At 34.4% G+C, this 13,217-nt stretch carries 11 protein-coding genes and 2 pseudogenes; 9 read left to right on the forward strand and 4 right to left on the reverse strand.

Annotation, left to right across the window (positions count from 1 at the left end; all coding sequences use genetic code 11):
* Positions 1-121: 121 nt before the first annotated feature.
* Positions 122-883, reverse strand: a complete 762-nt coding sequence (locus tag BFG57_RS14460; protein WP_069718212.1) for a PAS domain-containing protein — start codon at positions 881-883, stop codon at positions 122-124.
* A 105-nt stretch (positions 884-988) separates the two neighbouring features.
* Entirely contained in the window at positions 989-1,786 is a 798-nt protein-coding gene (locus BFG57_RS14465; RefSeq protein ID WP_069718213.1) for a carbon-nitrogen family hydrolase, read from the reverse strand.
* Between the two features lie 130 nt (positions 1,787-1,916).
* On the opposite strand from BFG57_RS14465, the gene BFG57_RS14470 reads away from it, so the two are divergent.
* The 3 genes from BFG57_RS14470 to BFG57_RS14480 all read left to right on the forward strand — a co-directional run bounded on the left by BFG57_RS14470 (position 1,917) and on the right by BFG57_RS14480 (position 5,877).
* Complete coding sequence (locus tag BFG57_RS14470; protein WP_069718214.1) at positions 1,917-3,101, forward strand: pyridoxal phosphate-dependent aminotransferase; 1,185 nt, start codon at positions 1,917-1,919, stop codon at positions 3,099-3,101.
* A 305-nt stretch (positions 3,102-3,406) separates the two neighbouring features.
* Entirely contained in the window at positions 3,407-4,612 is a 1,206-nt protein-coding gene (locus BFG57_RS14475) for a DUF2812 domain-containing protein (protein ID WP_069718215.1), read from the forward strand.
* 65 nt (positions 4,613-4,677) lie between these two features.
* The gene (locus BFG57_RS14480) at positions 4,678-5,877 is read left to right on the forward strand and encodes a DUF2812 domain-containing protein (protein ID WP_069718216.1); all 1,200 of its coding nucleotides are present in this window, start codon (positions 4,678-4,680) and stop codon (positions 5,875-5,877) included.
* Positions 5,878-6,104: 227 nt separating this feature from the next.
* Here the strand turns inward: BFG57_RS14480 and BFG57_RS14485 are convergent, their stop codons facing one another.
* Together BFG57_RS14485 and BFG57_RS18470 are read right to left on the reverse strand one after the other, a co-directional pair.
* Entirely contained in the window at positions 6,105-6,950 is an 846-nt protein-coding gene (locus BFG57_RS14485; protein ID WP_069718217.1) for an AraC family transcriptional regulator, read from the reverse strand.
* 127 nt (positions 6,951-7,077) lie between these two features.
* A pseudogene (locus BFG57_RS18470) lies at positions 7,078-7,524 on the reverse strand (recombinase family protein).
* A gap of 258 nt (positions 7,525-7,782) precedes the next feature.
* Here BFG57_RS18470 and BFG57_RS14490 point away from each other — a divergent pair.
* The 6 genes and pseudogenes from BFG57_RS14490 to BFG57_RS14510 all read left to right on the forward strand — a co-directional run.
* Positions 7,783-8,001 (forward strand): hypothetical protein, encoded by a 219-nt coding sequence (locus BFG57_RS14490; protein ID WP_069718218.1) that lies wholly within the window; start codon positions 7,783-7,785, stop codon positions 7,999-8,001.
* 621 nt (positions 8,002-8,622) lie between these two features.
* Entirely contained in the window at positions 8,623-9,813 is a 1,191-nt protein-coding gene (locus BFG57_RS14495; RefSeq protein ID WP_069718219.1) for a DUF2812 domain-containing protein, read from the forward strand.
* A 175-nt stretch (positions 9,814-9,988) separates the two neighbouring features.
* A pseudogene (locus BFG57_RS19675) lies at positions 9,989-10,102 on the forward strand (IS3 family transposase); the annotation flags it as partial.
* A gap of 28 nt (positions 10,103-10,130) precedes the next feature.
* Positions 10,131-10,268, forward strand: coding sequence for a hypothetical protein (locus BFG57_RS19075; protein WP_175428364.1), 138 nt, complete (start codon positions 10,131-10,133; stop codon positions 10,266-10,268).
* Positions 10,268-10,699 carry a hypothetical protein gene (locus BFG57_RS14505; protein WP_139125157.1) on the forward strand — a complete coding sequence of 144 codons (432 nt, stop codon included), beginning with the start codon at positions 10,268-10,270 and terminating at the stop codon, positions 10,697-10,699. The genes BFG57_RS19075 and BFG57_RS14505 overlap by 1 nt, the downstream gene beginning before the upstream one ends.
* 1,725 nt (positions 10,700-12,424) lie before the next feature.
* On the forward strand, positions 12,425-13,217 hold a 793-nt coding region (locus BFG57_RS14510), incomplete at its 3' end, for a PA14 domain-containing protein (protein ID WP_139125158.1).

Genomic DNA, 13,217 nt, shown 5'->3' on the forward strand with positions numbered 1-13,217 from the left:
TGTGCTAATCATGATATTGAATATTTTATCAAAATGACTTCTTTCTTATAGTGATATTAAGATAATGCTGCTCAAACTTTATTTGATTAAAACAGCATACTTGAAATCAAAAAATGTGCAATTATTCCTCCATCGGAAGGCAAAGTTTGCGCATTGATGTTGGTTTTACTTTGTTATAATAAGCGACAACGTCCTTCATGTTTGAAAATGTCGGTATTTTCGCGAATGAAAGTTGATTACGAACAAACGAAGAAGCAACTTGAGGGTTTATTCCACTAATTGTCGGTTCAATTCCTAATAGTTTTAACACGTTAATTAAGTTGTCGATTAGATGAGCTAACTCATCGTCTATTTCTGTAATTCCGTTCATTTGAATGATTAAGTATTCAATATCATGATTAGCACAAGATTGAGGTACTTTTTCTAGAATCAGCTTCTTCTGCTCTTCGATTAAGATCGGCTGAAGTGGAAGTAAGGCAAACCCATTTGATAAGGGTACGATATTTGCTGTCATTTCTTCAATTAGAATGACCTGTTGTTTTCGATGTGCAACGTAACAGGTCACGTCTTGAAACATCGTGAGAATGACTGTTTCGCCATTTTCTTCAATTAACTTCGTGTAACCACTTAAATAACGGTCTTTGCCATCAAAATGAAAGTGCATCTCTTTATGGTTCTGCTCTTCCTTCGTTTTAATTGTTTCAGTAATGATTCGATGTTTGAAATGAATGGGTCTTACGGTTTGATTTAGTTGTTTACCTACTACATTTTCTCTAGAAGTTTGGAACAACTTTTCGTAAGCTGTATTGACGTATTTGACATTAGAATGTAAGTCAACAATGAGAACTGCTTCATTTGCCACTTCTAGTACTTGTTGAAACATAGATATCTTCCTCCTAGTATCATGAACATATTTAGGTTTTAGGAGCTTGTAGGTGAACTGTCCAAATCATATGGATATGATCGTTACTTTATAATAATTTCATTTCTATTTATTTTCAAGCTTTTCATACAATGACGGGCGTCTGTCCTCAAAGATTGGGATCGTTTTGCGCACGTTGTTTATCTCAGTCAAATCAATTTCTGCTGTTAATGCTTCAGACGTTTCATCTACTTCAGCGATAATATCTCCCCAAGGGTTAATGACCATTGAATGACCTGCGAATGTATTATCTGGGTCTGAACCGATCCGATTACAAGCAACTACAAAACATTGATTCTCAATTGCACGTGCTATCAATAATGAACGCCAATGGTCAACACGGGCAAGTGGCCATTGTGCGACTACAAAGATCACTTTTGCACCGTTTACAGCATGGAGGCGAATCCATTCAGGGAAGCGAATATCATAACAGATCATTCCTGCACAAGTTGTTCCATCGAGCATGAATAACCCATCTTGTTCGCCACTTATTAAATAATGGTGTTCATTCATAAGTTGGAAGAGGTGAGCTTTCGAATAGCTCAACTGTTTCGAACCTGTTTTGTTATATACGTATAAGGAATTCGTAATGCCATTCTTTCGTATCGCAGCGGTTGAGCCTGCAACGAGGTGTGTCTGTAATGCTGCTACCGTCTCACTCATTTCGGATTGGAACCTCTGTGCTTCATGATCACCAATTTCATCTAAACGTGTGAGGTCATAACCTGTCGTCCAAAGTTCTGGCAGTACAAGAACGTCACTGTCAGTCGCATATTTATGTAAAAGAGATTTTGCATGTTCAAAGTTTAAGTCAGGTTGACCGAATTGAATATCCATTTGAATACAAGTAATTTTCCATTTCATTTTAAATCCCCCTTGTTAGAAAATTGTGACTTTACATGTGTACCTTAACGATATATGATTTATAACAAACTTGGCAAGAGAGAATGATATACAGATTGCGAAAATGACAGAAACAAGGAGAATGAAAGTTATGAAACGGTTCACATATTCCAAACGTATGCAACGTCTTCCGAAACAGTTCTTTGCCGACTTAGTACGAAAGGTACAAGTTGCACAAGAAAAAGGAATGGACGTCATTAATTTAGGACAAGGAAACCCAGATCAGCCAACACCTGATCATATTATTCAATCATTACAGCAAGCCGCTACAAATCCAATTAATCATAAATATCCACCGTTTCGAGGGTTTAGAAATGTAAAGCAAGCAGTTGCGAACTTCTATAAGCGAAACTATGACGTAACGCTTGATCCCGAACGTGAAGTGGCGATTCTTTTCGGTGGGAAGGGTGGATTAGTCGAGCTACCACAGATTTTTACTGAAGCAGGAGATAGTGTGCTCGTACCTGACCCAGGCTATCCAGATTATTGGAGCGGGATTGCATTAAGTGGGGCAGGCATGGTGACAATGCCATTGCTAGAGAAAAATAAATTCCTACCTGACTACAGCTTATTAAGTGAAGAACAGCTTCATCATGCAAAAATGATGCTGTTGAATTATCCAAATAATCCTACAGGTGCAACGGCAACGAGCGAATTTTTTGAGGAAACTGTAAATCTAGCAAAACAATATGATATTAACATCATTCACGATTTTGCATACGGTGCAATCGGATTTGATGGGAAGTTACCAACAAGCTTCTTACAAACGGAAGGTGCAAAGGATGTTGGAATTGAAATCTATACGATGTCGAAGTCATTCAACATGGCAGGCTGGCGCATCGCTTTTGCGGTAGGAAACGAAGAGGTTATTGAAGCAATTAATCTCTATCAAGATCATATGTATTGCAGTGTGTTCGGTGCAGTGCAGGAGGCTGCGATTACAGCACTTGATGAAGCGAACGATTCGATACCAGAACTTGTTTCGTTATATGAGCGTCGTCGTAATGTGTGGGTGAACGCACTAAGAGAGATTGGCTGGCAAGTTGAACCTTGTGAAGGTTCCTTCTTCGTCTGGTTACCTGTTCCAGAAGGGATGAGCTCAGTGGAATTTGCAGATGAATTAATCGAGAAGGTCGGTGTCGTTACTGCACCAGGGCTCGGATTTGGAGAGCATGGCGAAGGCTATATTCGCACAGCGTTATTAGTTGATGAAGAGCGATTGAAAGAAGCTGCGCAGCGGATTGCGACGATATCGTATTTTCAAGGAAGTAATTGAAGATCTTCATAAGGTAATTGTACAAAAAATAAAAAAAGTAGCTTTGCTATTCCTATTTATCCATTGTCGATGACAAAAGGAAAAGATACATTAACGAGACAATATAAAACACCCCGAATCAGTACATTTATCAAATGTACTGATTCGGGGTGTTTTTTTGATTAAGCTGATCATAGAAAACGTAGATCTTAATAAAATATAGAATTTTCACCGTATTGATAAGTATCTAGTGATAGAATAATAATGGAAAAAATACATTTTATGGATGGGTTAAGTTGACAACTATTTAAGGGAGAGCACAAAAAATGAGTAAAACTATTCTTAGGCTTCGTTTTAGGGAATATTGGCGCATCGGTGAGCAAGAATCTTGGCTTGCAGACATGGCTGAAAATGGATTACACCTAAATAAAATGGGCTCAATATTTGCTCATTTTGATAAAGCTGAACCGAAGCAAATGAGGTACAGGTTAGAAGTAGCAATAAACGAAGAGATTACACCAGAAGAACTAGAAGGGCATAAAGAGCGTGGTTGGGATTATGTAACAACATACAATTATCTTCACATATTTTCATCACCAGTTGAACGTCATGCACCAGAGCTTCATACAGACCTTTTTGAGCAATCACAGACCTTTGAAAAACTGAGCAAGAAATTAGTGATGTATATTTATTTTGAAGTTGCTGCACTGATCATAATGATCGGTATATTGTATGTTAAATGGTTTCTAAGGGAGACCCCTTTGTTAAGTTTCATTAATGGCGAAGTATTATTTTTTGAAGAGATTAGCTTTATCTACATTGTATATTCAATCCATAATTCATTCAAAGCATTCATAGCAATTCGTACTTTGCGAGAGGATCTTATTGGAGGAAGACAGATTGATCATCATGCTCCATGGAAAGGTTATTATTTCATAAATACTAGTTTTACTCTACTTCATAAAGCTGTTGTCGGATTGCTTTTCATATTCCCATTCGCACTGATTGAGATAGGTTACACGAAAACATTTCCAGAAGAAAGTATAAATTTACCAATAGTTAGATTAGCAGATGTGGAACAGGCTCCAGATTTGATTCGGTTTGAATCTGATATAAAAGGCAATTATGATTGGGACAACAATTATTCATATTCGTGGAGCCCGTTTGCACCAGTACAATATGATACAGAAGAACATGGTTTCATTCCAGGAGAAAGGTGGGATGATGGGTATTATCCACGCATTTTCACATATATGTACAAGCTAAAAGAATCAACTATGGCAGATGATCTCGTTTATGAATTAATAACACGATATAGAGATGAAGCTCATGATGACGAACTTGTTGAAATTAATCATCCGCAATTTGACCTTTTGATTGTTTATGAGAAAGAGAATAGGAAGAGAGTATTTGCTTCGTTAGGAAAAGCTGTCATGTATGTGAGTTACAGTGGTGATGCTGATGTAAAAATACTCATAGAAAATATTGCAGACAAGATGCATTTATTTCAGAAGTATCAAAAGATAGAGTAATAGTGGAATTAGAGAGCCTTCACGGATACAAACAGGTAGCAACTTTTTAAAGGAGAGCGTTGAAAATGAATCAAACAGTTCGCAAGCTTCGTTTTTTGGAATATTGGCGCATCGGTGAGCAAGAATCTTGGTTTACAGACATGGCAGCAGAAGGATTACATCTAAAAAAGGTCGGCCCATTTTTTGCTCATTTTGATAAAGGTGAACCGAAGCAAATGAAATACAGGTTAGAAGTAGGAGTAAATAAAAAGATTACGCCAGAGCAAGTACAGATGTATAAGGAGAACGGATGGGATTATGTGACAACGGTTCATGTTTTTCACGTATTTTCATCACCTATTGAGCGCAATGCACCAGAGCTTCCTATAGACACTGATACGCAATCTTTAGGGTTAGGAAAACTAGGTAAGAAACTAGCGATCGATTGTAGTATAGTGGCTGTTGCACTGATCATAACAATCAGTTTGTTGTATTATATAGGGTTTGATGATGGGACTCCTACATTATATTTAGTTAAAGGTATGGTTTTTCAACAATCGATTTTAACGATTTATGTTGGATATTTGACCTATACTACACTACAAGCAACAAAGTCAATTCGTGCGCTGCGTAATAATCTTATTGAAGGAAAGTCGATTGTTCATTATACGCCATGGAAGAAGCGTCATCGACTAAATTCTATTTTAAATACACTTCTTATAACGGTTGTTGGATTAGGATCCATCGTTCCAATCGTTCAGCTTATAAAAAGTGACACGCAAACGTTGCCAGAAGAAAGTTCAACATTACCGATTGTAAGATTAGCAGATGTGGAACAGAATCCTGCTTTGATTCGAGAGGAACCTACTTATATAAGAGACAATGTTGAATGGGAAAACAAATACACGTATGATTGGAGCCCTTTTGCACCAGTACAATATGATACAGATGAAAATGGGTTGATTCCTGTGGAAACATGGGAGAACGGGAATAATGAATATTCACCAAGTTTGCATACAAATGTCTATCAGTTAACAGTACCAGCACTGGCAGATAATCTTGTTAATGATTTAGTAAGTCGTTATTTGTATGAAGTTCGTGATGAACAAATTGTTGAAATCAATCATCCACAATTTGATCGATTAATTGTTTATGAGGAAGAGAATAGAAAGAGAGTATTTGCTTCGAAAGATAAAGCGGTCATGTATGTTCGTTACCATGGGCATGCAGATAGAAAGCTACTCTTAGATAATATAGCAAAGAAAATGCATTTGATTTCAGAATGAAACCAAACCTCAAAATTTTATCAAGTTCTAAATTGAAAAAAGATAAATGAAGTAAAGGTCATAACATATTAGTTATGACCTTTCTTATTCAAATAGGGGTACCGTCAGGAAAATATGGAATTATAACTTTAACGAAACCCAAATATAAAATGCCCATATTTTTTTATTAAAGAATTGAGCTTTTTTCCGTTACTGAATAAGCGGTATCTTACCATTGTATGTAGAATTTACTTCAGTAAAACAGGAACCCAAAGTTCATGTCTCGGTTTATGCTTTGGACCGTAATAACATTCTATACACGGTAAATTTGCAAGTTCATACTCAGAAGTTGGGACCCACTCAGAATATAAACGTTTCCATGCGTCCACAATGTTCGGAAAAACAGCCCATGTACTTGGGGGAATAATAAGTGTTTCCATATCGGCTGGGGGTTCCTCTTCGTATCTCACACCCATAAAGTAGGAAAACTCTTCATCTGTTATGGCTGCTTCTTTACCACAAACCCCTAAAAGACCTTCGAGCTTGCATTTGGGATCTTCCCATGACATATCTTTTAATTCTTGCATTAATCCATCTTTTTTTGCAGTGTTCCAAAGTGTAGGGATTTTTTTAAAGGCTCTGCTTGTTTTTACTGGTTCACTTTTTCCTACAATTTTTAATTCGAAATCTAGGTTTTCAATTCTGTATTCCATCTCGGTATCTCCTTTAATAGAAATTTGAAAGGAAATCTTCGGAAAGGCTTTCAACTGAACTCCTTTATCACGTGCTTTGGTTGGGGTTACTCCGTGCACCTTTTGGAAAGCACGCGAGAAAGTATCAGAAGAACCATAACCATATTTAATTGCAACATCGATGATCCGAATATCACTTGTTTGAATTTCAAATGCTGCGAGTGTTAATCGTCTTCTTCTAATATATTCTGAAAGTGATACACCTGAGATTGAAGAAAACATTCTAGAAAAATGAAACTCAGAGCAATTTGCTACCTTGGCAATTTTTTTATAGTCAATCTCTTCATCCAAATTACTTTCAATGTAATCTAGTGCATTATTCATTCTTTGTAGCCAATCCATAATTTTACTTCCTTTCAAATTTACTTTAAAACAAAAAAAATAATAATATCCGACATTTCATGCCTAAAAATGTTGGTATAAAAATATGGTTTTTTAATAGAAGGATCACTTCTGATAGTTTTCTATATTAAGAAGTTCTAGAGACATTAGTAATTTCACAAACTTGTTTACAGTCATATTTCTGTTTTTTATATAACTTTACTGCATAATTCATACTTGAATGATTTCTCTTTTACCGTCCTATAAACTTTCCTTCTCGTTGACGCATACGGATGTTAACAACAGCCATTACCGTAATTAAGAATAGGCTGTATGGATTACCATCTGATAAATCTAACTATGTATCTTTTAAAGGTTTAAGCTTGCATTTTTCTTCGTATTAAATCGATCCATTCAAATAAATCTTGCGAACTTAGAGTATTCGAGTTAAGTCTGTAACATAAATAATAGAGACTTCCTGTACATCCTTTAACATTTTATGAAGTTGCTGACGGTCCTTTGTTCTTCCAGAAATATTCTCTTTTAAAATAGCACCTATTCCCATTTCATTCAATATATAGAACTTATTTATCACGTTTCAACTGACGCTAAGACTCCCACTTAAAAACTCAAGAGAATCAACGAAGTTTATGTGGAGGATGGAGAGTAGACTTTTTTCTTTATACAAAAAAGTATTAATATATTCCAAATGATTGAGAGAACGATATGTGAACCTTAGAGTGGTAGGACTAAAACCGAATTGGAAAAATGTTCACATAGAGATGAAATAATCATTTCATTATAATTAATATACCGAATAAAAGCTTAATAAGTGACAGGAGACGTGGATTTATTGAAGGTAAAATACATGATTTCTATCGCAGTATCTGTAATTTTAGTATTAGTTTCTTCTTATGAGCTAATCAGTATGTATCTACATATTCAAAACTTTGAACCTGAAGTTCAACAATTCTATAAAGAACAGATCGTTATTTTTCCGATTATAGGTATAGTAATAGGGCTAATCGGGATCATTCGTTTTTATCTCTTAGCAAAGAAAGACAGAAAGTAGAATTAGAGGATGAGGGTAGCGAAAAGATTGGGTAGTTAATATATTGATAATAGTAGTTTAATTCTGTTTTACTATACGTTAGCAGATCTAGAGTAGAATCCAGCTATGATTGGGGAAAGGTTTCGATATGAGAGATGAGATATAATATTGATTAGGGTAACCGAAACATGTAAGGATGGAGTCCGCTGTCAACACTTATAATATTATGTACATGAACACGGGATGGTTAAGGGAGACATGAGATATGAAGCTCCTCATGAAAAATTTTAAAAATTGCTCATCCACAATTTGACCTTTTGAATGTTTATGGGAAAGAGAAAAATAAGAGAGTAGTTGTTTCGAAAGGCAAATCAGTCATGTATGTTCATTACCATGGACATGCAGATAGAGAACTACTCATAGACAACATAGCAAAGAAAATTTAAAACACCCCGACAATGTACGCTTAAATGTACTGAATCGGGGTGTTTTTTGATTGAGCTCATCATTGAAAAATGAGGTCTTATTAAAAATATATAACTTTCACCTTATTATTAAGTGACTAATGATAGAATAATAGTGGGAAAAGATACAATTTATGGATGATATAAGATGAGAACTATTTAAGGGAGAGCGCAAAAAATGAGTAAAACAGTTCGTAGGCTTCGGTTTAGAGAATTTTGGCGCATCGGTGAGCAAGAATCTTGGCTCACAGACATGGCAGCAAATGGATTACACTTGATCAAGATAGGTTCAATTTTTGCTCACTTTGAAAAAGGTGAACCGAAGCAAATGAAGTACAGATTAGAAGTAGCAATAAACAAGGAGATCACTTCTGAGGAAGTGAGGATGTATAACGAGCGTGGTTGGGATTATGTGACAACGTACAATTATCTTCACCTATTCTCATCACCTGTTGAACGAAATGCACCAGAGCTTCATCCAGACCCTGTTGAGCAATCGTATACATTTGAAAAACTGAATAAGAAGTTAGTGAGGGATATTGGTCTAGGAGTTCTTGGTTTAATCATAATAATCGGTATTTTGTATGTTAAATGGTTTGTAAGGGAGACACCTATCTTAAGTTTGATTAATGGGGAAATATTATTTTTTGAAGAGATTAGTCTCATCTATATTGTATATCTGTTCTATCTTTCATTAAAAGCATTCAGAGGGGTTCGTACTTTGCGAGAGGATCTTATTGGAGGAAGGCCGATTGATCATCGTGCTCCATGGAAAGGTTATTTTTACTTAAAAACTATATTAACTCTACCTCTTATAATTATTGTTGGATTACTATACATATTTCCATTCGCACAGAATGAAACAAGTTACACGAAAACGTTGCCAGAAGAAAGTAATGACTTACCAATTGTCAGATTAGCAGATGTAGAACAAAATCCAGATTTGGTTCGCTTTGAATCTTATATGAGATACGATTATGATTTGGATAACAATTATTCATATTTTTGGAGTCCGTTTGCACCAGTAGAATATGATACAGAAGAACATGGTTTCATTCCAGGAGAGAGCTGGGATGACGGGTATTATCCTCAAATTTTCACTCATATATTCCAGTTAACGATTCCGTCTATGGCAGATAATCTCGTTTATGAATTAATAACACTACATAGAGATGAAGCTCGTGATGATGAATTTATTGAAATTGCTCATCCACAATTTGACCGATTGATTGTTTATGAGGAAGAGAGCACGAAGAAAATATTTGCTTCGATAGGTAAAGCTGTCATGTATGTGAGTTACCGTGGTGATGTAGAAATAAATATACTCATAGATAATATAGCAGAGAAAATGCATTTAATTTCAGAATGAACTTGAATTAGAACGAGACAATATAAAACACCCTTGAAATGTTACACTTAAAAAAGTACTTATTCGGGGGTGTTTTTGCATGGGCAAAAACTATTATTCAAAAGAAGTGAAATGGGCAGTTGTGAAAGATAAGAGGAGCGGTGAACTTACAAATGCAGAAATCATGTAGAAATAGGGGATTAAAAATGTTTCTCAGATTAAAACGTGGATGAAGTGGTATCGTGATGGTCAGTTATATCGGTTCGATCAGCCTATAGGAAAACAGTATACATATGGGCATGGTCTTGAAACCCTCTGAAGGAACAGGAAAATTTATTGTGAACAATGGTCTAGTAACTGACAAAGACGGTATTGAATACTCTCCTGCATTATCTGAACTGAAAATTACTGTACAATTATGGGATGCGACACGTGGGAAACAAAAACGAGTATGCCTACAGCTACAGCTAAGTTAATGAATAAAATCATTGAAAGGTATGATAAGGATTATGACTTTATTTACTTATTCTCCAATGACACGGTTCTAGACCTTTACCCTAAGTTTGGTTTTGAAAAGGTTAAAGAAAGTTGGTTCAGCTTGAAGACTTCTGATTTGAAAAAGCAAACAGATAAAAAATCTGCTTTACGTAAACTAGAAATCAACAAAGAAGATAGTAAGCCTCATATTTTTGATATAATCAGCAAAAAAAGAGTTGAAATAGATACAATTTTTAATCATATTATTTCTGCAAATATTGAGGTGATTAATTTCTATTTTACACCAGATTATAATAATAAAAACATTCACACAGAGTTTGTAACAGCGAGTAATGATATATTATTCGTTCTACCGTTATTAAAAGAAAAAGCAAGACATTTTTTATTTCCATTAACATCACATTCATAAAGTTTAACTATCCAAACCCTAACTATTTACCGAGTTCAGTATTATGGTCATGTTTTCCTGAGAATTAACGTGCTCTGATATTAGATGGAGGACATTTCAAAACCACAAAATTAATAAAGTCTGCAAAAAAATAAACACATAATTCTCTTTATCTAAACCAATCGCTTGCTCGATAAAGTAAGATATTACTTCACTTAAATGAATAGAAGATAATTATAGGTGTGAACAGCATAAGTTATTTTGGGTATTGAAATGTTTAAGAAAAAAAGAGAATAAAGATTATTCCTGAGGATGAGAAAAACCCAATGTGTAGGTCAAAAAAATTTGACTTATTTACTCGTCTTTATGTGCTGTTTATAATTTAACGTAAAAGGAGGGGAAGTGTTGAAAACGAAATAGCCTGAACATTTATATAACTAAAAACCCCTTACAATAGAATTACTCTATTAGTAAATGAGGGCATATGTAAACTAAATCTGTCACACTGGATTGCCTGTGTTCCCAAAGAAATTAAAGAAAAAGAAATTTTGGTTTATCATTACTTTTGTGAAATAACATAAAAAAAGGAAAACTAGCTCTACTTCCTGGCGATAATGTTAGTTAACTAGCAAACATTAAATGTTATTGATAATGGAAAGAGTGCAAAGAATGTCCTCTTGTAAATGATACACTTTGTCAAAAAATCTATAACATAAAACGTACAGTTGATATACAAAAATATGTAGAACCTACCTAATCTCAATTTAAACAATGCATTATGAAATTGGTTCATATATTAAAATATTCCTAAAAGTGACAAATATCACTACGTTTTGGCAATATTTTTAATATGATAAAGGTAATTAATCAGGTGGGTAATCATATTTTGATATAAGCAATTTTATTCGTTACATAAAAAGTACTAGAGTAACAGACTGTTACTAATTTTTTAATCAATTCATTGTTACAAGGTATAAAGTAAATTGAGTACAATATCCCCCTTTAATGTTAGGACTTATAAACTAACAAATAAGTGTTTACATAATGGCATTGATAAGTTAATATTCTTTAAAAGATAATTTATCTGAATAGTCGTAAATAATAAGTTGGTTAAAATGTATGTCGAAATTTACAATATAGGACAAGTTGATCAATCTATTTATCTATCAAATTAGAGTAATGGATTGTTACGAAATTTATTAATCAATTCATTGTTACAAGGCACAAAGTAAATTGAGTATAATATTCACTTTTAATGTTAGTGGTTATAAACTAACAAATAAGTGTTTACATTATGGTATTGATAAGTTAATATTCTTTAAAAGATAATTTATCTGAATAGTCGTAAATAATAAGTTGGTTAACATACATATCTAAATTTACAATATGGGACAAGTTGATCAATCTATTTATCTATCAAATTAGAGTAACGGATTGTTGCGAAATTATTTAATCAATTCATTGTTGCAAGGTATAAAGTAAATTGAGTACAATATTCACCTTTAATGTTAGTGGTTATAAACTAACAAATGATTGTTAACGTAATGACATTGATAAATTATATCTATTTAAAGATAACTTATCTGAATAGTCGTAAATAAGGAGGTGGTTAAAATGTATGTCGGAATTTACAATATGCGGACAAATATAACCTACTTATTAGTAGAATGAGTAGATTTTGCTAAGAAAATTTAGTAGACACGATAATAAGTTAAGAATATTGGATATGTGGGAAGGAGTATTTTAATGATTAGTTCAAAAAGCAGAAAGCGTTTCGTTTCAGTACTTACATCATTGGCACTTACAACACAAATGTTACCGCTTTCCCACTCAGCAATTGATGCAAAAACAGTTGAAAATGAACCTAGACAAACAGTTAATCAAGATATAACTGAGCCACCAATTATTACAAACGGGTTAGAAGGCACATATTATACTGATTCGCAATTTACTGAACCTGTACTCATTCGTTTTGAAGATTCAGAGGCGTTGTATGACCTTGATGCACTTAACATCCCAAACTTTCTTAAGAAAAAATTGGTGAGCGTCCACTCCATCAAATGGGAAGGAGCCATTGAACCTCAATACTCAGAAGAATATCTATTCACAACATCAGATAATGAACATATTAAATTATGGGTAAATGATGAATTATTGATTAATGGATTGAATTTCGAGCCACTGCCGATTGTATTAGAGGCAGGTGAACGATATCAAATAAGAGTAGCTTACAGCAATCCAGATCGATCACTCACTGAACTTGATATTAAGTGGAGCAGTGATAGCCAAGAGGAAGAGATTATTTCGAAAGAACACATCTTCTTACCTGAATATGATGAGGACGAAGATTATTCGATATCGCCTGAAGAATTAATTGTTGATGAATTAGAAGAAGTCATCGAAGAGCCAATCGTAGAAATTGAATCAACTGAAGAAGTAACAGAACCAACAGAAGAACAAGCTGAAGGTGAAGTAACAGAACCAACAGAAGAACAAGCTGAAGGTGAAGTAACAGAACCAACGGAAGAACAAGCTGAAG

It is taken from the genome of Bacillus solimangrovi (assembly GCF_001742425.1).
GTDB classification, from domain to species: domain Bacteria; phylum Bacillota; class Bacilli; order Bacillales; family Bacillaceae_N; genus Bacillus_AV; species Bacillus_AV solimangrovi.